Annotated in this window: 25 protein-coding genes; 12 read left to right on the top strand and 13 right to left on the bottom strand. The window is 60.9% G+C overall.

Going from position 1 to position 19,387, the window contains the following annotated elements; translation table 11 throughout:
• A partial coding sequence (locus tag AYR66_RS26940; protein WP_141104345.1) for a LysR family transcriptional regulator occupies positions 1–300 on the bottom strand: 300 nt, incomplete at its 3' end.
• Between the two features lie 94 nt (positions 301–394).
• On the opposite strand from AYR66_RS26940, the gene AYR66_RS26935 reads away from it, so the two are divergent.
• From AYR66_RS26935 to AYR66_RS26920, 4 genes are all read left to right on the top strand, one after another.
• The gene (locus tag AYR66_RS26935) at positions 395–1,267 is read left to right on the top strand and encodes a pirin family protein (protein ID WP_088710612.1); all 873 of its coding nucleotides are present in this window, start codon (positions 395–397) and stop codon (positions 1,265–1,267) included.
• 75 nt (positions 1,268–1,342) lie between these two features.
• The gene (gene ycaC, locus AYR66_RS26930; protein WP_088710611.1) at positions 1,343–1,969 is read left to right on the top strand and encodes an isochorismate family cysteine hydrolase YcaC; all 627 of its coding nucleotides are present in this window, start codon (positions 1,343–1,345) and stop codon (positions 1,967–1,969) included.
• Between the two features lie 58 nt (positions 1,970–2,027).
• Positions 2,028–2,585 (top strand): antibiotic biosynthesis monooxygenase, encoded by a 558-nt coding sequence (locus AYR66_RS26925; protein ID WP_088710610.1) that lies wholly within the window; start codon positions 2,028–2,030, stop codon positions 2,583–2,585.
• Positions 2,586–2,734: 149 nt separating this feature from the next.
• Complete coding sequence (locus AYR66_RS26920) at positions 2,735–3,943, top strand: cyanophycinase (RefSeq protein ID WP_088710609.1); 1,209 nt, start codon at positions 2,735–2,737, stop codon at positions 3,941–3,943.
• Here AYR66_RS26920 and AYR66_RS26915 read toward each other — a convergent pair.
• The 5 genes from AYR66_RS26915 to AYR66_RS26895 are packed head-to-tail and all read right to left on the bottom strand — an operon-like array spanning position 3,937 to position 7,571.
• The gene (locus AYR66_RS26915; RefSeq protein WP_170942395.1) at positions 3,937–5,304 is read right to left on the bottom strand and encodes an ATP-binding protein; all 1,368 of its coding nucleotides are present in this window, start codon (positions 5,302–5,304) and stop codon (positions 3,937–3,939) included. The genes AYR66_RS26920 and AYR66_RS26915 overlap by 7 nt on opposite strands.
• Entirely contained in the window at positions 5,301–5,972 is a 672-nt protein-coding gene (locus AYR66_RS26910) for a response regulator (protein WP_088710608.1), read from the bottom strand. The genes AYR66_RS26915 and AYR66_RS26910 overlap by 4 nt, the downstream gene beginning before the upstream one ends.
• A 19-nt stretch (positions 5,973–5,991) precedes the next feature.
• Positions 5,992–6,714 carry a cytochrome b/b6 domain-containing protein gene (locus tag AYR66_RS26905; protein ID WP_088710607.1) on the bottom strand — a complete coding sequence of 241 codons (723 nt, stop codon included), beginning with the start codon at positions 6,712–6,714 and terminating at the stop codon, positions 5,992–5,994.
• Complete coding sequence (locus AYR66_RS26900) at positions 6,686–7,126, bottom strand: diheme cytochrome c (RefSeq protein ID WP_420093147.1); 441 nt, start codon at positions 7,124–7,126, stop codon at positions 6,686–6,688. The genes AYR66_RS26905 and AYR66_RS26900 overlap by 29 nt, the downstream gene beginning before the upstream one ends.
• A gap of 55 nt (positions 7,127–7,181) precedes the next feature.
• Positions 7,182–7,571: a DUF1924 domain-containing protein gene (locus AYR66_RS26895; RefSeq protein ID WP_088710605.1), complete on the bottom strand. Its 390-nt coding sequence runs from the start codon at positions 7,569–7,571 to the stop codon at positions 7,182–7,184.
• Positions 7,572–7,676: 105 nt separating this feature from the next.
• Between AYR66_RS26895 and AYR66_RS26890 the strand changes: the two genes are divergently transcribed.
• Genes AYR66_RS26890 through AYR66_RS26875 form a run of 4 tightly spaced genes read left to right on the top strand, consistent with a single transcriptional unit; the run spans position 7,677 to position 10,561 of the window.
• A complete protein-coding gene (locus AYR66_RS26890; protein WP_088710604.1) occupies positions 7,677–8,066 on the top strand; it encodes a nuclear transport factor 2 family protein in 390 nt (129 codons plus the stop codon).
• Positions 8,067–8,122: 56 nt separating this feature from the next.
• Positions 8,123–9,247, top strand: coding sequence for a sensor domain-containing diguanylate cyclase (locus AYR66_RS26885; RefSeq protein WP_170942394.1), 1,125 nt, complete (start codon positions 8,123–8,125; stop codon positions 9,245–9,247).
• A 20-nt stretch (positions 9,248–9,267) separates the two neighbouring features.
• Positions 9,268–9,822: a hypothetical protein gene (locus AYR66_RS26880; protein ID WP_088710602.1), complete on the top strand. Its 555-nt coding sequence runs from the start codon at positions 9,268–9,270 to the stop codon at positions 9,820–9,822.
• A gap of 28 nt (positions 9,823–9,850) precedes the next feature.
• Complete coding sequence (locus AYR66_RS26875; RefSeq protein WP_088710601.1) at positions 9,851–10,561, top strand: alpha/beta fold hydrolase; 711 nt, start codon at positions 9,851–9,853, stop codon at positions 10,559–10,561.
• Between the two features lie 113 nt (positions 10,562–10,674).
• On the opposite strand, the gene AYR66_RS26870 is transcribed toward AYR66_RS26875, so the two are convergent.
• Positions 10,675–10,950, bottom strand: coding sequence for a DUF1488 family protein (locus AYR66_RS26870; RefSeq protein ID WP_170942393.1), 276 nt, complete (start codon positions 10,948–10,950; stop codon positions 10,675–10,677).
• A gap of 86 nt (positions 10,951–11,036) precedes the next feature.
• On the opposite strand from AYR66_RS26870, the gene AYR66_RS26865 reads away from it, so the two are divergent.
• From AYR66_RS26865 to AYR66_RS26855, 3 genes are all read left to right on the top strand, one after another.
• Positions 11,037–11,342, top strand: a complete 306-nt coding sequence (locus AYR66_RS26865; RefSeq protein ID WP_141104344.1) for a hypothetical protein — start codon at positions 11,037–11,039, stop codon at positions 11,340–11,342.
• A gap of 252 nt (positions 11,343–11,594) precedes the next feature.
• A complete protein-coding gene (locus tag AYR66_RS26860; protein WP_088710598.1) occupies positions 11,595–11,846 on the top strand; it encodes a hypothetical protein in 252 nt (83 codons plus the stop codon).
• Position 11,847: 1 nt separating this feature from the next.
• Positions 11,848–12,648 carry a hypothetical protein gene (locus AYR66_RS26855; protein ID WP_088710597.1) on the top strand — a complete coding sequence of 267 codons (801 nt, stop codon included), beginning with the start codon at positions 11,848–11,850 and terminating at the stop codon, positions 12,646–12,648.
• A 16-nt stretch (positions 12,649–12,664) separates the two neighbouring features.
• Here the strand turns inward: AYR66_RS26855 and AYR66_RS26850 are convergent, their stop codons facing one another.
• Positions 12,665–12,943 (bottom strand): hypothetical protein, encoded by a 279-nt coding sequence (locus AYR66_RS26850; protein WP_234815100.1) that lies wholly within the window; start codon positions 12,941–12,943, stop codon positions 12,665–12,667.
• A 136-nt stretch (positions 12,944–13,079) separates the two neighbouring features.
• Complete coding sequence (locus tag AYR66_RS26845) at positions 13,080–14,090, bottom strand: sodium-dependent bicarbonate transport family permease (RefSeq protein ID WP_088710596.1); 1,011 nt, start codon at positions 14,088–14,090, stop codon at positions 13,080–13,082.
• A gap of 97 nt (positions 14,091–14,187) precedes the next feature.
• On the opposite strand from AYR66_RS26845, the gene AYR66_RS26840 reads away from it, so the two are divergent.
• The gene (locus AYR66_RS26840; RefSeq protein WP_088710595.1) at positions 14,188–15,108 is read left to right on the top strand and encodes a LysR family transcriptional regulator; all 921 of its coding nucleotides are present in this window, start codon (positions 14,188–14,190) and stop codon (positions 15,106–15,108) included.
• 7 nt (positions 15,109–15,115) lie between these two features.
• On the opposite strand, the gene AYR66_RS26835 is transcribed toward AYR66_RS26840, so the two are convergent.
• The 4 genes from AYR66_RS26835 to AYR66_RS26820 all read right to left on the bottom strand — a co-directional run bounded on the left by AYR66_RS26835 (position 15,116) and on the right by AYR66_RS26820 (position 19,347).
• On the bottom strand, positions 15,116–15,994 hold the full coding sequence (locus AYR66_RS26835; RefSeq protein ID WP_234815099.1) for a glutamine amidotransferase: 879 nt from the start codon (positions 15,992–15,994) through the stop codon (positions 15,116–15,118).
• On the bottom strand, positions 15,972–17,012 hold the full coding sequence (locus AYR66_RS26830; RefSeq protein ID WP_088710593.1) for a tyrosine-type recombinase/integrase: 1,041 nt from the start codon (positions 17,010–17,012) through the stop codon (positions 15,972–15,974). Before AYR66_RS26830 ends, AYR66_RS26835 begins: the two co-directional genes overlap by 23 nt.
• A gap of 340 nt (positions 17,013–17,352) precedes the next feature.
• Positions 17,353–17,901 carry a proline racemase family protein gene (locus tag AYR66_RS26825; protein WP_088710592.1) on the bottom strand — a complete coding sequence of 183 codons (549 nt, stop codon included), beginning with the start codon at positions 17,899–17,901 and terminating at the stop codon, positions 17,353–17,355.
• A 12-nt stretch (positions 17,902–17,913) separates the two neighbouring features.
• Positions 17,914–19,347: an aldehyde dehydrogenase family protein gene (locus AYR66_RS26820; RefSeq protein ID WP_088710591.1), complete on the bottom strand. Its 1,434-nt coding sequence runs from the start codon at positions 19,345–19,347 to the stop codon at positions 17,914–17,916.
• Between the last annotated feature and the right edge of the window lie 40 nt (positions 19,348–19,387).

The following is a 19,387-nucleotide window of genomic DNA, read 5'->3' as shown; positions in this document are numbered from 1 at the left end:
CGTCGGACAGCTCAGGCGCACTATCCCCTGCGGCTCGGAGCGTTTGCGCTCCATGACTTCGCGCGCCGCTTCCGCCTGCACCAGGACCGCCACGCAGCGCTCATAAAACTCCCGCCCGGTCTCGGTGACCGAGAAATGGCGCGTCGAGCGCTGTATCAGGCGCACGTCGTATTTCGCTTCCAGTGCCGCGATATGCCGGCTGAGTGTGGACTTGGGCATGTTCAGCGCGCGGCCGGCCTGGGTAAATCCGCCCCGGTCGACGACCTGCACGAAATAGAAAAGGTCGTTCAAGTCATCCATCATTGTTCCTTCAGTAGAACACTGACGCCACTTTAACGCACTACCGCTCGGATTGTTGCGCTCATATGATGATCCTCATCGTTTGGAGGCAATCATGAAGCACATTCTTGGCATCTACAGCGCGCCGCACCAGCACTGGGTTGGCGACGGCTTCCCGGTCCGTACCCTGTTCTCTTATCAGACCCTCGGCCAGCACCTGAGTCCCTTCCTGCTGCTCGATCATGCCGGTCCGGCGGATTTTTCCCCGTCGCAACGTCTGCGCGGGGTGGGGCAGCATCCGCATCGCGGCTTCGAGACAGTCACCATCGTGTACAAGGGCGAACTCGCGCACCGCGACTCAACTGGCGCGGGCGGGAGCATCGGCCCCGGCGACGTCCAATGGATGACCGCGGGCGCCGGCATCCTGCATGAAGAATTTCATTCGGAAGCGTTTTCGCGTGCCGGCGGAACACTGGAAATGGTCCAGCTATGGGTGAACCTGCCGCGGCGCCAAAAGATGGCAGCGCCTGGCTACCAAGCCATCCTGCAGGCCGACATTCCCGTCGTTCCGCTGCCGGACGATGCAGGAGTGGTACGTCTCATTGCGGGCAACTTCGGCGATCGCAAGGGCGCAGCCAGGACCTTCACCGACATGGATGTCTGGGACCTTCGACTGGCGGCCGGCAAAGAGACAGTGCTGCCGCTGAAGAGCGGCCGCACTGCCGCGATTGTCGTGTTGCACGGCGCGGTCCAGGCTGGTGATACCAATATCGTCCACGCCCAGCAATGGGCGCTGGCCGGCATGAATGGCGAAGACCTGCACATTGCTACGAAGGCCGACGCTGTCGTCCTTGTCCTCAGCGGCGAGCCGATCGACGAACCGGTCGTTGGATACGGTCCCTTCGTCATGAACAGCGACGAAGAGATCCGGCAAGCCATGCAGGACCTGAAGAACGGCAACTTTGGCCACATCGCGCCGGCGGGTTAATCGCCTATCCGAACATTCTGTGTTTCACCATGCGCTTCCTCTGGAAGCGCCTTCCCCCTACCTTAGGAGCTTGCCATGACTACCCCTTACAAACGCCTCGACAAGAACAACGCCGCTGTCCTGCTGGTCGACCACCAGGCCGGTCTGCTGTCGCTCGTGCGCGATATCGATCCGGACAAATTCAAGAACAACGTGCTCGCCCTGGGCGACCTGGCGAAATACTTCAATTTGCCGACCATCCTGACCACCAGCTTCGAGTCCGGGCCGAACGGACCGCTGGTGCCGGAGCTCAAGGCGCAGTTCCCCGAGGCGCCCTTCATTCCGCGTCCCGGCCAGATCAATGCATGGGACAACGAAGATTTCGTCAAGGCCGTGAAGGCAACCGGCAAGAAGCAGCTCATCATCGCCGGCGTCGTGACCGAAGTGTGCGTTGCCTTTCCCGCCTTGTCCGCGCTCGCCGAGGGCTTCGATGTATTCATCGTTACCGACGCCTCCGGCACCTTCAATGAAATCACGCGCAATGCAGCGTGGGAACGCATGTCCAGCGCGGGCGCCCAACTCATGAGCTGGTTCGGTGTCGCCTGCGAACTGCATCGCGACTGGCGCAATGATATTGAAGGCCTGGGTAACCTGTTCTCGAACCATATTCCGGACTATCGCAACCTGATCAGCAGCTATAGCACACTGACGTCATCCAAATAAACAGGTCAGGAGGGCCGGCCGCAGCCGGTCCTCCAAATGGAAATCACAGGAGGTAACGATGGATTCACGCGATGACAACGTCGCTTCATTGGTGATTCGCCATGAGGTGCAGGCGAAGGATAAAAACGACTATGAGCAATGGCTCAGGAAAATTGCCTCGGAAGCACAGCGTTTCACCGGCCATATGGGCGTCAATATCATTCGTCCGCATGACGCATCGGGCCACTACACGATAGTCCTGCGCTTTGACTCCAGCCAGAACCTGGAGAGCTGGCTCGAATCCGAGACACGCAAGCGATTCATCGACGAGATCCGGCCGACGCTCGTCAAAGAGGAAGAACTCGACATTCATACCGGCCTGGAGTACTGGTTTACCCCACCGGCGACACGTCGGCTGCAGGCACGGCCGTCCAAGCAATTCCTGATCACCCTGTCCGCCATCTTCCCGCTGACCGTCGTCGTGCCCTGGGTATTCAAACCCGTGTTCGCCTATGTGCCGCTGCTTGGCCGCCCGATCATCAGCAATTTCATTCTTGCGGTCGTGATCGTCTACCTGATGGTGTATGTGATCATGCCGCGCTATACGCGCCTGGTAGCGAAGTGGCTTTTTGACTAGACTGAACGACAGTGTGTCGTCGCTAATGTTCCTGCTGGCAATAGTCTTATTGATAGTCCTCAAACGACGAGTGCGTTGCACGATGTTCCGGTCAGCGTGACGGCATAGTGAACGGGCACTTGCGCACGCAACAAGACCAAGGATCAATCATGCCGCATTCACTCTTTCGCCCATGTGCTCGCCGCCTGATCAGTGCGCTCATCGCCGCGGTCGCGATAATTTGCCTGCCGGCGCATGCCGGTTCCGACAAAATCTCGGGCGGCGGCAAGAATGTCAGCGGCAAGACCACGTATGACTACTATGTCACCGGCGATCCCGAGCGCATTCCGGACATTCACCAGCGGCCAAAGTCACCATCGACGGTCCTGATGGGCGGAGACACCGACGTTGACGAGGCATTCCGCTGGATGATCACCCGCGCCGGCATCACCTCTACCAGCGGCGGACGCTTTGTGATCATCCGCGCGACAGGCGCGGACGGCTACAACTGTTACGTGTACTACTCGAACTACCCGACATGCAATTCCATCGGAACAGTCCAGCAAGGCTCGGTCGGCGGTGCCTCGCTCGGGCTGTCATCGGTAGAGACACTGGTCATTCCGTCGGTGACCGCCGCCAACGATCCCAAGGTCAATGAGATCGTCGGCCGCGCCGATGTCATCTGGATTGCCGGCGGCGACCAGTCCGACTATTACAAGGACTGGCGCGGCACGGCGCTTGAGCAGACCCTGGTGCAGGCGCGTGCGCGCAATGTGCCGGTCGGTGGTACCTCCGCCGGCATGATGGTGCTGCCACGCTTTGACTTCGCCGCGCTGCGCGGTTCCGTGACGTCCGCACAAGCGCTGGCCGACCCCTTCAACAAATACATGACGATCGAGCCGCAGCCCTTGTCCAGCCCGGGCTTCATCGTGTCGCCTGGACTCGAGACAGCGATCGTCGACGCGCATCTCGATGAGCGCGACCGGATGGGACGCCTGATGACGTTCATGGCACGCCTTGTCCGCTCCGATGGCGTCACCGGCTGCGCCGGCGGCATCCTCTCCGGCATGGCCGGTGCAGCGGACGCCGCACGTGCAATCGGACTGGCAATTCAAACCGCGCTCCTGATCGAAGGACCTTCAGGTTCGCAAACGGCAAAACGGGTGAGCAATCCCGGGGCGCCCGGTTCAAGGACGGCCTACCTGGTGCAGCCGTCCATCGCACCCGAAACCTGCGTGGATGGCAAGCCGCTGACCATGCGCGGCATTACCGTGCGCAAAATCACGGATAGCCAGTCGTTCAACTTTTCCAACTGGGCCAGCCTGCCGTACATTGAGGCCAATATCGTCAATGGGGCGCTCAGCAACTTTTCCTATTGATCGTCGAATCCCTTGAGCGCCCGGCCGGTGATGGAAACAGCGAGGCCGCCCAATGTCGCGGAGCGGCCGACCTGAAGCTCAAGGTTGTGTGCTGCGGCGATGCGCCGCACGATCGACCACCCGAGGCCGCTGCCGTTTTCGCCCGTGCCAAGCACCCGGAAAAACCGCTCGCCCAATTTTCTGATGTCAGCCTCGGACATCCCCGGTCCGCTGTCTTCGACCTTCAATACGACCTTGTCCGCATGTCGTGCGACAGAGACATTCACTTGTGCCGGGTCCGGGCTGTAACGGATCGCATTGTCCACGAGATTGCGGATCAGTGCCGCCAGCAATGCTTCGTTGCCGCGGATGATGCATGGCGTATTGCCGCTGAACGCGAGTACCTGGTTCTTTCCAATTGCACGAGGCGCAAGTTCACCCGCTACCTGCCGGCACAACGACGTCAGGTCAACGTTTTCCATCGAGGGCACCGTATTCGCATCCATCCTGGACAGCATGAGCAATTGCTCCACCAGGCGTGCAGCGCGATCGCAGCCTTCCAGGGTGTGGTGAAGGGCGCGGCTGCGTAATGCGTCGTCTGTCTCGGCCAATGCCACCTGTGCCTGCGCACGGATGGCGGCAATCGGCGTGCGCAGCTCATGCGCGGCATCAGCGGTAAAGCGACGCTCCGACATGAGCAGCGCATGGATGCGTCCGAACAGGTCATTCAGTGCGTCGACAATCGGCACAATTTCCGTCGTCGTATTGCCTGGCGCTACAGGATCGAGCGTGTCAGGACGGCGGGAGGCAAGGGCGGACCCGAGGCGGCGCAGCGGAGCGATGCCACTGTAGACGGCCCACCATATCGCGAGGCCAAGAAAGGGAAGGGCAAGCGCCATCGGCCAGAGTGTGCTGCGCAGCACGGCACGCAGGATCGCGATGCGGGACCCGGCGTGTTCGCCGACATACACTTGCACGTCCTGTTCGGCGCCATAAGCGGCGAAGACGCGCCATGCATCGCCGTCAAGCGTGACCGTGTCGAAGCCGCTCCTGAAATTTTTTTCGCGCGCGATCATCGGCTTCGCCGGCGCATTCGCGGACCGCAGCACGAGCCTGCCTTCATGAAACACCTGGAACGCGACCTTCGGGGAATAACGATGCAGCGCGGGCAGATCCCGGTCGTGATGATCGTCCGAGAGTTCGCCGGCCTGTTGCGCCACCAGCAGCGCCGCAGCCTGCGCCAGGTGACCGTCGAGCAGCTCATCCAGTTCATGGCGCGCGTCGATCCACGTTATAGCGGCTACCGCGCACCAGACGCCGAGCACCACCGCGAGTACGAGTGCAACCAGCTGGCCTTGCAGCGAACGCGGCAGCCTGATCATGATCCTGGCGCGCTTCGCATCAGCACATATCCGACGCCCCGCACGGTCTGTATGAGCGTATTTCCGAGCTTGCGGCGCAGGTTGTGGATATGGACTTCGACTGCATTGCTTTCGATCTCCTGTCCCCAGCTGTAGAGCTGCTGTTCGAGGTGTTCTCGCGTCAGTACGCGTCCGGCGCTCAGCATCAGCGCATGCAGGAGGTCGAATTCGCGGGTGGATAGCGTGACCGGCGAACCCGATTTGCGCACGACGCGTGCGGCGGGGTCGAGTTCGATGTCTTGAGCAGTCAGCACTTCGTGCGGCTGGCCGTGGGCCCGGCGAATGAGCGCGCGCAGGCGCGCGGCCAGTTCGTGCAGGTCAACCGGCTTGATCACATAGTCATCTGCGCCGAGGTCCAGTCCGCGAATGCGATCCGGAACCGTATCGCGCGCAGTGAGCACGAGCACCGGGATCGAGAGGCCGGCGCGGCGAATGGCGGTCAGGACATCCAGGCCGTCGAGTCGCGGCAACCCAAGGTCAAGCACGGCCGCCGCATAGGGTTGGGCGCGCAGTTCGCGTTCCGCCGCGGCGCCGTCGCACACCCAGTCGACCTGAAAACCAAGCTGCCGGAGACCGGCCTTGAGGCCGTCCCCGAGCAGTGGATCGTCTTCGGCGAGCAGGATGCGCATGCCTTATTGTCGCACGGACTTAGTCGTCGTCGTGCGCACTGCTTTCAGCGCGCGCCTGGGGACCGATCAATCCGCCAGGCGGCGCGCCCTGCCACTGCAGCCACCAGAAGCCGAGCACCGCCACCAGCATGAGCGCGGCAACGGTACGCCAGGCACTGCGGATACCTCCTTCCCGCGACCCCGTCTTGCGGCCGCTCACCATCGCGCGCACCAGGTTTTCCTTGTGCAGCCAGCTGCCGATCACAACGCCTGCAATGTGGATGGCCACGATAAGGAGCATGATGTTGGCGGCGGCTTCGTGCATCTCTTCCACCCAGTCGCCGGCGATCTCGTTGTAGGTGCCCCATCCGGACGCCGTGACGAACAGCGCCAGTACCAGCAGTGCCACGATGGCGACCGCGCCCGCGGGGTTGTGGCCGGTATAGTGCTCCGGCTTGCCACGCAACATGGACCTCGCGTATCGCGCTATCGCCGCTGGGCCGCGCACGAAATTCGAGAAGCGCGCGTATCGCGTGCCGACGATTCCCCAGAGAAGGCGGAACACCACCAGGCCGGCCATCGTATAGCCGAGTGTGACATGCACCAGCCGCCAGCGCTCGCTTTCCGCGGTCAGGTAGGTGCCGGCGAAACAGAGCACCATCAGCCAGTGAAAGAGGCGGACAGGCAGGTCCCAGACGAGGATGTCGCGGCTTGGGGTGTTGTTCATTGACGCGTTAGCGGGGGATTCGGATGTCGTGTTCATTGAAAGCTCCTTGATCGGCACGTGGATGACAGGCGGCACAGTTGGACGCCGACTTGATTGCGGCGCGCTGCCACGTCGCCGCCGGCACTTCGTCATGCTCACGAAGGAACCACGCCGAACGGGTAATGCGGTCTTCGGGCGGCGTGCTCTGCATGCGCTTGCCTGTGCCTGCATGTTGCGTGAGCCAGGCGGACAGTTCCTTCACGGTGGCGTCATCGAGCGACGCGTCGACACCGAAGTGGCGCGGCAGGTTGTTCATCAGCCTTTGCCACGAAGCGGAAGGAAGCAGCCCTGGCGGATACGCGATATGGCAGGACGCGCACTCCTGCTGATACTTCGGTAAAGGTGGCGTGTGTCTCGCCTGCTGGCTGCCATCGGCGAGCGCCGTCGATGCAGCGAGCAGCACGTACAGGGGAAACGCCGTGCGGCAGATGGTGGTGAGGGTGTTGGACACAACGATTCTCCATTCACTTGAGGGTGATCAGCCAGCTCAGCACGTCGGCCTTCTCGCGGTCCGTGCATTCGCGTCCGACAACGTCGTTGCAATTGCGGCGAAACCATTTCTCGACCTTGGCTGGGTCGGAGAAGCGGGCAGGTTCGAATGCCGGCGCAAGCGCGTTGATTGGTTTGCCGGTCGATGCGTGTTTCCCGGATTGAACCGGTGTGGCGCCATGGCACGACGAGCAGCTCCATTCCTTGCCGTGGCGGGTGGAAAAGAACTGCTGGCCCCGCGCCGGCTCCGGTGGCTGGCCGGAACGCGCGCTGTACTGCGCGAGCAGCTCCGCCGGCGTCGATGCGTGCGCAACCGCTGCAACGAGGAATGAAGCGACGAAAAATGTTCGAGACAAGGTACGCATGAAAACTCCTTTTCTTGAGTGTTTTCATGGTGAGGCGGGCGCCTTAAGGTTTTCTTAACAGCCTGGATTGTCGTGATACCGTAGAGACTTTTTGCAGGAGGGGATATGGGTACGGAAGAACTATGCAAACGCTACCTCGCCGCATTGAACAAGGGCAGCCTGGCGGATGTTCTCTCGCTCTTTGCACCAAACGCAACGGTGTTGTCGCCGCTGTACGGCTTAGTGGATGCCGGGAATTTCTATCGTCAATTGTTTGCCGACACCAACCGTTCGGTCACGACGCTCCTGAACATATTTGTGCCCAGCGGGAATGCCCCGTCGGTTGCCTTGCACTTCCACTACACATGGACGCTCAAGAGTGGAAAGGTCGTTCAGTTCGAGTGCGTCGATGTCTTTGAATTGACGGCTGACCGGCAGCAATTCTCGAAGCTCACCATCATCTACGACACCGCGCCGCTCCGCGCAGACTTTGAAGAGAGCCACGCGGCCGTCTAGTTCGCCAAAAAGTTACCTGCGGTATATTAATGCAGGTAACCAATACGAATTCGACTATGCAGCGCGACACAAAGAACGTGCATTGGGTCGTCAGGATGAATCGCCGCAACCGGACATGGTGCGGCCTTCTCCTGTTTGGCACGATGGTTTCCCATCTGGTGACAAAGGAAACCGGAGCGCTCACCTGGGTGCTGCTGGTTGCACAATACTTCGCCTATCCGCAGCTCGTGTACTTGTACGCGCGCCGCGCCAGCCGCCCGATGCGGGCAGAGATGAACAACCTGCTCCTCGACGGCTTCTGCTTCGGCGTGTGGGCGGCAGTACTCGGCTTCCCGATCTGGATCACTTTCATCTTCCTCGTGACGGTCACCGTCAACATGACGGTCTTCCGTGGCAAGCCCGGCTTTGTGCAGGCGATTGCGGCAATGACGGCCGGCGCACTGGTGGCCATTGTGGCGGGCGGGTTTCATTTTTCCCCGGAGACCGGCTGGCCGGCGACCATCCTCAGCATCCTCACGATCTCGATTTATGTGCTGGTCGTGGCCGACAGTGCCTATCACCGTGCCGTCAGCCTGCATGAGGCGCGCGAGCAGATCCGCGCCAACGAGCAGGCATTGATGCACAAGCTCGAACAGATCAGTGCACTCGAAGCGCAGTTGCGCGAGCAGGCCAATCGCGACCCGTTGACGGGACTGTTCAACCGGCGCTTCTTCGACGCCACATTGGAGCGCGAGATAGCGCGCTGCAAGCGGGATGGCCACAGTCTCAGTGTCGTGATGATCGATGTCGACCACTTCAAGAAAATCAACGATACGTACGGGCACCAGGCGGGTGACGAAGTGCTGCGGCTGCTTGGTTCCATCCTCGGGGAAGGGGTGCGTGCCTCCGACGTGGTTTGCCGCTTCGGCGGCGAAGAGTTCCTGGTGCTCCTGCCATCGATGGGCACACAGGCGGCGCAAGAGCGTGCCGAGCAGTGGCGAATCGCGTTTTCCACCACCTCGGTCCTGCTGAGCCGGGACAAGATCGGCGCGACGTTCTCGGCGGGTATCGCTACCTATCCCGACAATTGCCCGCAGCCGGAGGCGCTTGTCGAATGCGCGGATGCGTCGCTGTATTGTGCCAAGAAGGAAGGGCGCAACAGGATCGTGGTTTCGGGAGACAATGTCGCTGTTCCCACCTGACGCCTCGTGCGGACATACCCATGTCTTTCCTGACCATGAAGAAACTTCGTTTCACTGCACTGGCGGCTTTGCTGGCCTCAGGCGCAGCGCTATCGCAACCAAGCGCCTGGCGGGACGAAAGCGGCAAGCCCGTTCAGGAGAGCGAGTCGATGAAGTCCGCGCGCGGCTTCGCGGGTGCCTTGCTTGCGACAACGGACGAAGACTGGGAAAAGAAGTGGATGACTCCTCCCGAAACCAAACCCGGCTTCACCAAGGCCGGCATCGTTCCCTACGGGAAGAAAGTCTTCATCCTGACCTTCTTCGCCAATCCCCTCACGGAAAACGGCTACGCCAACGTCCGTTGCGACCTCGAGATCATCGGGCCAACCGGTGACATTGCATTGTCCCAAAAAGACCTGACCTGTTTTACCGGACCCATCGCCGGCAATCCATACAACCTGCGCCTCGCGGCACCCGTCATCAACTTTTCCGCCGATCCGGGTGATCCTGCGGGAGCATGGCTGGTCGAGGTGAATCTTCGCGACGCCAATCGCAAGGTGGAACTTCTTCTCTGGACAAACTTTGAAGTCAAATAGCCGGATACGAACGTCATGAGGATGCGATATGACCGGCAATGAGGTTTCAGCCGTCCTGATTCCCGGATTCATGCTCGATGAATCCATGTGGGATGACCTGGCCGCGCATCTGCCCGCCGGCTGGAACCTGCAGCGGGCAAGACTGGAGGGCGGCGCCTCCATCGAGGACATCGCGCGGCGGATCGCAGTGGAAGCGCCGGAGCGCTTTGTCCTCATCGGCTTCTCGCTCGGTGGCTATGTGGCGAGGGAGATCGCCGCAAGATTTCCCGAGCGCGTCACCGCGCTGGTCATCATCGCCAGCTCCCTGCGCGAAGACACGGAAGAGCAGATCGCGCAGAAGCAGGCTGCGGTACGTGCAAGCTCTCCAGCGACATTCATGGGCCTTGGCGCCAGAGCGGTTGCGCGGTCGCTTCATCCCGACCGTTCACGCGACAACGTGCTTGTCGGCCGCATCAGGGCGATGTCCGCAGGCCTGGGCTACACAGCTTTTGCAACGCAGTCCGCCCTTCGTCGGGCGGACATTCCCGCCTCCGCGATTCGCTGCCCCACGCTGGTGATTGCAGGCGCACAGGATGCATTCAGGTCGCCTGAAGAGGCGGTAGAACTGCGCGACAGTATTCCGAACGCCGTGCTCGAGATTGTGGACGATACCGGGCACATGATTCCACTGGAGCAGCCGGAGCAATTGGCTGCGGTGATTTCCAGTTGGGTCGACGGTGTTTACGCCCGGCCTGCGTAATTTGAACGTGCTGCGATGCAGGTATACCGTTCCATCGCGGCCCGGTAGTCGCCGAGAAACCGCGTTCGCGTCCGCGCTCCATGCGCCAGTCTATATCCGGTTCGTGGCGGTTTTTACATTGTGCGCGGCGGACTGAAGGTCTCGGGACGCAAGACCAGCGGATTGCCGGCCACGCCGGCGGCCGCCAGACGACGCGCAACGCCGTTGATGTTCGGCTCGTACGCATGGAAGATTTCCATCATGTCGTTATCGGTGTCTTCGCTCTTGAATGAGGACAGCGTAACCAAGGCCTGCAGCGTGATCAGGCACTCGCGCGCGACGGAGTCGACTACGACCGTAAAGGCAATGCCGTCGTCGGATAGATGAGGGAGTCTGGATGAATAGTTCACGATATTCTTTCAATGACTTCTGCGTGGGTGATGCAGCACGTCCCTGGGCAGATGAACATGGAGCGTGCTGTGTGCGGGTACGTATCATGCTTGACCCTATCCCTTTGGGAGTGTCTAGCATGACCAAGTTTGAAATCATGGCGCTGATGATGCGCAAGGAAAGTCAGTTCGAGGGAGATGGTGTCACGATCGCCGCCAAGCTGGCCGCCTGCCTTGAGCCGCTTTCGGGGCGCATGCGCGACAGCGACCTGGCGCAACTGATTCAAATCGGCAGTGCGATTTACCATGTCGGCGCCGAGCAATGCGAGGAAATTGTACCGATCGAGGACCTTTTTCCCGCCTGCGAAAGCTGGCCCTTCCCGTATCCGCACCGCACAGGATGCCGTCATTGAATGCCGGCCTGCGCCAGCGGAAGAGCGGTATGGTGATTTCGATGAAGGTGCGGAACAGCGCGGTTACATCGGACGAATGAGAGAAGCGCAAAACCACTATACAGGCAAAGTCCGAAGATACCTATCGAATTCGGTCTTATTTGTTCGGTGGCTTCTGAAAGTTGCCAAGGTGTATGACGCCATGTATTTCGCCAGGGGATGCTCTCGCAGGGATGATCAGGCGTACACTGAATGTTCATGGCTGGAGGCGCAATGACCCTGGAACGCGTATCAGAAATGTTCAGGCAGCATGCCGGGACGATCGCACTGGAAGAATCGGGGACGATGATCGCCATCGTCATTGAAGAATTGGCCCGATTGCTTGCCGATTCGCACGGAAGACTGCCGGACGAAACATTCGAGTCGCTGGTCAGGATCGGCGGCATGTTGTACCGCGAGGGGAGCAGTCAGCATCGGGCCAAGGCCGATGTCGATGCCATCATGAAGAAATCGAGCAGGGAATAATATGACAGTGCTCGTATCCGTCAAGATCAACGACGGCGTCGTCATGGCGGCCGATAGCGCGAGCTCATTCGCCAGCGGGATGATCTACAACAACTCGCGCAAGATCGTGAATGTCCCGGAAGGCTTGCCGGTGGGGGCGATGGTAACCGGGGCGGGTGGAATCGGAAACGAGTCGATCGAAACCCTGCTGAAGGACCTGCGACAGCGTTTCGCCGATGAAGGCTGTAGCTATCCGGACTGGAAGATCGATCCGGATAGTTACACCATCGAGGGCATCGCGCTGAAAATCCGCGAGTTTCTTTTCGAGGAAAAGTCCGTTCCGCATGGAGCAAGCACTTGGACCAAGTTGCGTGTTTGCGGCTACTCGGCAGGCCGCCCGCTCGCGGAAGTATGGGAAGTGAGCTTGATGGGCGGCACGTGCCCGCCGGCAGTGTGCATCCAGTCCGAGCAGCAGTTCGGCTTGCGGTGGGATGGCGAGTACGAAGCGCTCGACCGGCTGGTATTCGGTCTGGGGACCCGATTCAACGAGATGGCAGTCAAACACGGCCTCGCTGCGGACCAGGCAGCGGAATTGCGTGAAAAGCTTGTCCCCGACCTGTATGAATTGCTGTTTGTCGAAGCCATGCCGATTCAGGACGCCATCGACCTGGCGCGTTACCTCGCCGAAACGACGATAGGCTTCATTCGATTCTCAGTGCCGCGTCCGAAGACCGTGGGCGGGCCGATAGAGATCGCCTCGATCACGAAGCACGAGGGATTCCGATGGGTGCAATGCCGGTCTGCCCGATGGGATAGCACGTGACCTGTTTGCGAACGCGTCAGCGGGAAGGCGACGGCTTTTCCGTCCGACGCGGGAGGATGAGCCAGTTATAAATCCCGACAAGGGCTGTACCGACGAATACGACCTGCATGGTGATGAGGCCCGGTGCTTCGGTCATGATGCCGAAAGCGATCCACGCGCAGCTGGAAACGAGATACAGGACGAACGCCCACGCCGCTTTCGCATGGCGCATCGCAAGCATGACTGAACCGACAACTCCGGTGACGCAACCGGTCCATTCAAGAAAATCGGTGGGGGAAATGTTCATCTGCTTCATGGCTTTTTCAACGAGCCGGGAAAGATCTCACAAGCGGAGACGATGAACAATGTCGATGCGCGGCGGCCTTCGGGATGCTTGATCAAGGTCAAGAGTCGCGAACGAACGGGCCACCGGCGAGGGCGGCCCCGATTACCTAGCGGAGGACGCTGCTCCCCAAATAGGCGTAGAGCGGGATTCCTGCCAATACATTGAATGGAAATGTAATGGCGAGCGGCAGGCCGGTATACAGCGCGATGCGCGCCTCGGGCATGGCATGGCGCAGCACCGCCGGGACCGCGATATAAGACGCGCTTGCGGCCAGCACCATGAGCAGGATGCCGTCTCCCATGTTGATAGCGAGCAGGCGGCAAAGAACGAGCGCCAGCAGCGCATGAAGGAGCGGCCCGGCAATGGCGTAGAGATAGAGTGCGGCTGGGACGCGGTTCACCTCTTTCAAGCTGCGGGCGGCATGCAGGCCCATGTCCAGCAGGAAGAATGCGAGCATTCCCTTGAACAGGTCACCGGAGAACGGTTGCATCGCCGCCTTGCCGGTTTCTCCCGTCAGCAATCCGATCAGGAGCGCGCCGAGCAGAAGCAACTGCGTGCCGTCGGTCAGCGCTTCATGGACAACCTTCTTTAGCGAGGGCAGGGCAGGGCCGTTTCCGGCACCCAGCACGACGGCGCCTTGGGAGATAGTGAATCCGGATGCCGCAACCTCGCGCTGTCGCAGCACGCTGGCAAACACCAGGGACACCAGGATCGCGGGGGATTCCATCAATGCCATCGCCGCCGCCATGTGCCCACCAAACGCCACGTCGTGCTTGTCCAGGTACTGCGTGGCGGTGATGAAGGTCACGGCACTGACCGAGCCATAGGTCGCCGCCAATGCGGCAGCGTCGAAGCTGCGGAGGATTTTCTTGAGCAGCCAATAGCCAATCAGCGGAATCGAGAATGCCAAAAAAATTGCGCATGCCAGCGGCGTCAGGATGTCAGCGCCCAGACCGGACTTCGCCAGTGCGAATCCACCCTTGAGTCCTAACGCCATCAGCAGGTACAGCGACAGAAACCGGCCAATCTGTGGCGGGATTTCCAGGTTGGACTTCACACTCCCGGCGAACATGCCGAACAGGAAAAACAAGATGACTGGATCGAGGAAATTCTGCATACACGCGTTGCACGTTTGTTGAGGGCCGCGGCATCATATTTCCTGCGGAATATCTAGTAAAATCGATAATATCTATACAATATATAGAGAATTATCTATGCATGTCACTTTCCGCCAACTGCAGATCTTTCTGTCACTGGCCGAGCATCGCAGCGTGACGGCTGCGGCGAGAGCCTGTCACATCACGCAGCCCACGGCTTCCATGCAGCTGAAAGAATTGTCCGACGCGGTTGGCTTGCCGCTGTACGAGCAAGTGGGAAAGACGCTCTATCTGACGTCCGCGGGCGAGCAGTTGGCAGAAACCGCGCGCAGCATGTCTGATGATTGGGCGCGTTTCGAGCAGTCGATCGAAGCGATGAAAGGCCACACCAAGGGACGCTTGCGCGTGGCGGTGGCAAGTACGGCGAAGTATTTCATCCCGCGCATCCTCGGCAGCTTTTGCGCCCAGTATCCTGAGATCGACATTTCGCTGCAGGTGCTCAATCGTGACGGCGTTGTCGCGCGTCTGCGCCAGAACATGGATGACTTGAACATCCTGTCGATGCCGCCGGAAGACCTGGAACTCGAACGGTATGCGTTTCTCTCGAACCCGCTGGTGTTGATCGTGCCGGCGGATTACGCATTCAAACGCAAGAAAAGGCTGGCACTGCAGGAACTGGCAGAGCAATCATTCATTTTGCGCGAGTCCGGATCCGGAACCCGGCTTGCTTGCGACGCCTTCTTTCGGGAAAACGGGTTCAAGCCCAAGGTGCGGCTTGAGTTGGGAAGTAACGAGGCGGTGAAACAGGCCGTTGCAAGTGGACTGGGTATCGGCATCATCTCCGTCCATGCGCTCGGCATGCACTTCGAAGCCGAGTCGCTGGCGATCTTGCCTGTGAAAGGCATGCCGATCCATTCGAACTGGTGGGTGCTTTACCCGAAAGGAAAACGCCTGTCCCCGATTGCGTCCGTGTTCCTGAAGCATCTTCAGGAAACGGCCGCCGATATTGAAGCGGCGTTTCAATCCATTGCGGCGTGATTCCGCTTCAAGCTTGCGCATCCATGCGCTTCGCGACAAGACTTGCGAACCGCGGCAACAGTGAAGCTGCCTCCGATGTCGCACGTACTTGCCCTGAAATGGAATCGCGCGGAAGCGCGCCCGGCTTTGACGCATCCGTCAGCTCAGTGACATAGCCTGACATTGCATCCGCGCTGAACTCCGGATGGAATTGCACACCCCACGCGATCTCACCTGCACGAAATGCGTGGTGCGGCTCGAAATCGTTGCATGCCAGCCGAACGGCTCCTGGGGGCAGGCGGAGGACGCTTTGCCGGTGCACGACGTGAGCCGGAAATTCGTCGGGCAAGCCTCCAAACAGCGGGTCGTCGTTTGCGGCCTTGGTCCGGGAAACGCATACTGTGCCAAGCTCGATGCCGTCTGGGTGGTAGCCGACCTCGCCGCCAAGCGCGTGTGCAAGGAGCTGGTGGCCATAGCAGATGCCGAGCACGGGAATATTTTCTTCCACTGCCGAACGCAGCCACGCTGCCAGATTCTCGCTCCACGGCGCGCGATCGGACACCATGCTGTGCGAGCCGGTGACGACGGCGGCGGCGACCTTGTCCATGTCGGGCAGTGCATTTTCCGTACGTGGGTCAACTACCGTCACTGGAAGTGTGGAGGGACCGATGCCATTGATGATCCAGCGGTCAAAATCACCCAGCTGCGCCGAGAGACTCGGAAACGTATCGCCGACTTTGAATATCACAAACGATTTCATTGGATTGAACTTGCCTCGACGCTTGAATTGAAAATATGGCGAGCCGTGCGTGCACCGGGTGGTCACCTCACCGTGCAGCTCACCGTGACTTTTCAGTTTGCCAGATCCGGTCGTTTCGCGCCGGCTACACCACCTCGACCGGCGCATGCAGCACGCGGCGGTAGCGCGCCATGCCATTGATGTCCAGCAGTCCAAGCCAGCGTGCGACATCCTTTTCTTCCCGGCCATTTGCAAGCTGGCGCAGCGCGAACGTGTGCCTGAGCTTGAAGACGCCGCCCTTCAGATCGCCCAGTCCCGCCTGCTCGAGTACGTCGCGTGTCGTTTCATAACAACCCACCTCCGACCATTGGCTGCCCGAGCGCCGTCCCGGAAGGGCGAAGTCGCCGGCGATCCCATGCTCCTTGCGCACTGTCAGCCATGCTGCCAGCTGCCGGCCGGCCCACGGTGCCAGCGGGGTTTCGCGCGCGGGGAAATTTCCGTTCCCGGGTAAGGACAATTTCCAGGGAATGCCGGCCTGGGTGGCAACACCGTCCAGCAGCAGGTTCCGCACATCACCCGGGGTCAAGCCTCCGCCCATCATCAGGGCGGCAGCAGTGCGGTTGCGCATCGCATTCCATTTCATGGAAGCGTCGTCGGCATCGTCGGCGACCGGTTGCGTGATGAAGGCGATCAGGCGGTCAGCCTGTTCATCGGTGAGGAAATCGGGCAGGGGATCCTTGTCCGACGCATTCGCGTACTTGTACTGCGGTTGCTCCAGCATCGTTCGCGCCGCCTGGTTCGCGCGACCGCCAACGGCGTCGTCCTGGAAACCGGACACCCACTGGATCAGCGTGAGGAAGCGGCGGGCATAACGCAAGTTCAGCTGCCTGTGCGCCGTTGCGCGATTCGCCGAGTCACCGGATGCCATCGCCGCGCGCAAGCGGAGGAGGGCGGCGAGGTCGGCTGCTTCGACTTGGTGCAGGCCGAGCGAGCGGTCGGCGCAAAAGACGGCAAAGGCGCGCCACATGTCGCGGTAGACGGCGGCGGACTTGTCACTCAGCGGGCGATGCGACCTGGCCCTGCCGGAGCCAGACTGGCGATCGGCGAGCCATTCTTCAAAGCAGTGCATCAGCCGCTCTTCGAGCGACTGCGCTTCCGGGGTCGAGAAGAGCGAGTGGTTCGTCATGGGCGAATCGGGGCAAAGGTTGGCAGGGCGGGGAAGCGCAGGCTAAAACGCTAAGTCATACTCTAGCCTATACAACGAACTAACTGCAAGCGGTTGACTCATATTTCTGCTAGCTTGCAGCGGTTCATTGATGCGGCTACTTGTGCAAGAGGGCATGGAAGTGCCGCGTGCAGTTAGTTCGGAAAATGGATTTAGGTCCCCGAGCGGGCGATGGTGGGAAGAGAGGCGCTCCTATTATTCGGTATATGGCTCCGCGGCATTTCGGCGATCTGACGGGTAAACCGCTGCTTGATCTCGAGTGCTTCAATGCTTGCGTAACAGGGATGCCTGCAGGTGGGATTTAACGAACTGCAGCCGTACGGAAGCACGACCTGGATCGTCCTTTCCACTGGCCCGGGCGCAAGAAGCGTTCGGTGCTTTTATATGAATGGATTGAAATTCCCGCGTGGCTGAAGGCTGCCGGTGAATAGACGCCTTCCGCGCTCCCCTGCCGGCCGCCGGGAATGGAGACACTGCCGTCGCCGTGCAACAGGACGTCGACCATGCCGGAGGCAGTCTCAAACCGGTGCCTCCCTGCGACGATTCGTCCCAACCGGGCGAGCGCCAAGGTCAGTCCGACCAAACCTGCCCCGGACAGCGGCAGAAGGCCGTCGGAGTCGAAGACGATCAGCCCCGCGCTGCAGCCGGGAGCGTGCGGTTCACATAACAGTGCGCCGGCGATGCCCGGGGTATCCCTGGTATCAGCCAGCACGGCAACGCGGAAGTGCTCATGCCACTGAAGAAGGCACTGCGCCCGCTTGGAAAGCGGGCCGCGGCCCAGGTCAGGGCCGCCTTCCAGTACCAGCCGCATGCGCGCGCCGTCCGCACGGGTGTCGATGATGGAAATCATGCGCAGTCGGACTTACGGCGCGATGTAATGCGTCTTGACCTTCGTATAGAACTCCAGCGCCGCCCGGCCCTGTTCCCGCGGCCCCATGCTGGACGCCTTGGCTCCGCCGAACGGGACGTGATAGTCCACGCCAGCGGTGGGCGCATTGACCATGACCATCCCCGCCTGCGCCTTTTGCCGGAACCGCGAAGCCAGCGCAAGGGATTGCGTGCAGATCCCGGCTGACAGGCCGAATGGCGTGTCATTAGCCAGCTCCAGTGCGTGGTCGAAGTCATGCGCGCGCATCACGGTGGCGACCGGCCCGAATACTTCTTCCCGGTTCAGGCGTGCAGCCGGCATATCGTTGGTCACCAGCAGCGGCGCGAAGTAGTGGCCGCGATGGGCGGAGTCGGGGAGCTGTCCTGCAGCCAGCACGCGTCCGCCCTCCTGTTCCGCCAGCGCGGCGTAGCTGCGGTTCTTTTCCAGTTGCCGCTCGTCGACCGCCGGGCCGATTTCGGTGCCGGGCGCAAGCGCATGCCCGACGCGCAGTGTGCGTGTACGGCTTGCCAACACCTCGACGAAACGCGAATAAATTCCCGGTGTCACGATGATCCTGCTCGACGCTGTGCAACGCTGACCGGTCGAAAAGAACGCGCCGTTGACGGCGCAGGCGACAGACAGTTCGAGGTCGGCGTCGTCCATTACCAGCAAGGGATTCTTGCCGCCCATCTCCAGCTGGCAGCGCTTGCCGTCCGCCGCGCATTGCATGGCAATCTTGCGGCCGACAGTAGACGATCCGGTAAAGCTGACTGCATTCACGAGGAGATGTCCAACCAGCGCTGCGCCGGCGTCGCCGCCGCCGTTCACCAGGTTGAACACGCCCGGCGGCAGCCCGGCACGCGAGATGATGTCGGCCAGTGCCCACGCGCAGCCGGGCGTCAGTTCCGACGGCTTCAATACGACAGTATTGCCGCAGGCCAGCGCGGGCGCCGTCTTCCATGCGGGAATGGCGATGGGAAAATTCCATGGCGTCACCAGTCCGACAACGCCAGCAGCTTCGCGCGATGTCACTACCTCGACGCCAGGGCGTACGGAAGGCACGGACATGCCCTCCATGCGCAGTGCTTCGCCAGCGAAGAATTTGAAAATGTAGCCGGCCCGCGCCACCTCGCCGATTGCCTCGGCCAGCACCTTGCCTTCTTCGCGCGCCAGCAGCGTACCCAGCTCCGTCTTGCGTGCCAGGATTTCGCTGCCGATGGCGTCCAGCGCATCGAAGCGTTGTTGTGGCGTGCTGTGCGACCAAGCGGGCAGTGCCGCCGCAGCCGCCCGCACCGCAAGGTCAACATGGCCGGCATCGCCGCAGTCGTACTCGCCGACCACATCCTCCAGGTCCGACGGATTGCGCACGACGCGGCAGGTGCTGCCATGCACCCAATCCCCGCCAATGAACAGTCGATGAGATGGCATGCGATCTCCTTATGCCAGCGCGCCGAGGTCGGGGCGGGGG

It is taken from the genome of Noviherbaspirillum denitrificans, from assembly GCF_002211445.1.
Lineage (GTDB): Bacteria > Pseudomonadota > Gammaproteobacteria > Burkholderiales > Burkholderiaceae_D > Noviherbaspirillum > Noviherbaspirillum denitrificans.
This window is presented reverse-complemented; position numbering and strand designations above follow the sequence as displayed.

Excerpts from the sequence above, each read along its gene's own strand:
- AYR66_RS26935 (WP_088710612.1), top strand. The coding sequence starts at position 395 with ATGAAGCACATTCTTGGCATCTACAGCGCGCCGCACCAGCACTGGGTT.
- ycaC (WP_088710611.1), top strand. The coding sequence starts at position 1,343 with ATGACTACCCCTTACAAACGCCTCGACAAGAACAACGCCGCTGTCCTG.
- AYR66_RS26925 (WP_088710610.1), top strand. The coding sequence starts at position 2,028 with ATGGATTCACGCGATGACAACGTCGCTTCATTGGTGATTCGCCATGAG.
- AYR66_RS26920 (WP_088710609.1), top strand. The coding sequence starts at position 2,735 with ATGCCGCATTCACTCTTTCGCCCATGTGCTCGCCGCCTGATCAGTGCG.
- AYR66_RS26915 (WP_170942395.1), bottom strand. The coding sequence starts at position 5,304 with ATGATCAGGCTGCCGCGTTCGCTGCAAGGCCAGCTGGTTGCACTCGTA.
- AYR66_RS26910 (WP_088710608.1), bottom strand. The coding sequence starts at position 5,972 with ATGCGCATCCTGCTCGCCGAAGACGATCCACTGCTCGGGGACGGCCTC.
- AYR66_RS26905 (WP_088710607.1), bottom strand. The coding sequence starts at position 6,714 with ATGAACACGACATCCGAATCCCCCGCTAACGCGTCAATGAACAACACC.
- AYR66_RS26895 (WP_088710605.1), bottom strand. The coding sequence starts at position 7,571 with ATGCGTACCTTGTCTCGAACATTTTTCGTCGCTTCATTCCTCGTTGCA.
- AYR66_RS26890 (WP_088710604.1), top strand. The coding sequence starts at position 7,677 with ATGGGTACGGAAGAACTATGCAAACGCTACCTCGCCGCATTGAACAAG.
- AYR66_RS26885 (WP_170942394.1), top strand. The coding sequence starts at position 8,123 with ATGCAGCGCGACACAAAGAACGTGCATTGGGTCGTCAGGATGAATCGC.
- AYR66_RS26880 (WP_088710602.1), top strand. The coding sequence starts at position 9,268 with ATGTCTTTCCTGACCATGAAGAAACTTCGTTTCACTGCACTGGCGGCT.
- AYR66_RS26875 (WP_088710601.1), top strand. The coding sequence starts at position 9,851 with ATGACCGGCAATGAGGTTTCAGCCGTCCTGATTCCCGGATTCATGCTC.
- AYR66_RS26865 (WP_141104344.1), top strand. The coding sequence starts at position 11,037 with ATGCTTGACCCTATCCCTTTGGGAGTGTCTAGCATGACCAAGTTTGAA.
- AYR66_RS26860 (WP_088710598.1), top strand. The coding sequence starts at position 11,595 with ATGACCCTGGAACGCGTATCAGAAATGTTCAGGCAGCATGCCGGGACG.
- AYR66_RS26855 (WP_088710597.1), top strand. The coding sequence starts at position 11,848 with ATGACAGTGCTCGTATCCGTCAAGATCAACGACGGCGTCGTCATGGCG.
- AYR66_RS26850 (WP_234815100.1), bottom strand. The coding sequence starts at position 12,943 with ATGAAGCAGATGAACATTTCCCCCACCGATTTTCTTGAATGGACCGGT.
- AYR66_RS26845 (WP_088710596.1), bottom strand. The coding sequence starts at position 14,090 with ATGCAGAATTTCCTCGATCCAGTCATCTTGTTTTTCCTGTTCGGCATG.
- AYR66_RS26840 (WP_088710595.1), top strand. The coding sequence starts at position 14,188 with ATGCATGTCACTTTCCGCCAACTGCAGATCTTTCTGTCACTGGCCGAG.
- AYR66_RS26835 (WP_234815099.1), bottom strand. The coding sequence starts at position 15,994 with ATGCGCCGGTCGAGGTGGTGTAGCCGGCGCGAAACGACCGGATCTGGC.
- AYR66_RS26830 (WP_088710593.1), bottom strand. The coding sequence starts at position 17,012 with ATGACGAACCACTCGCTCTTCTCGACCCCGGAAGCGCAGTCGCTCGAA.
- AYR66_RS26825 (WP_088710592.1), bottom strand. The coding sequence starts at position 17,901 with ATGATTTCCATCATCGACACCCGTGCGGACGGCGCGCGCATGCGGCTG.
- AYR66_RS26820 (WP_088710591.1), bottom strand. The coding sequence starts at position 19,347 with ATGCCATCTCATCGACTGTTCATTGGCGGGGATTGGGTGCATGGCAGC.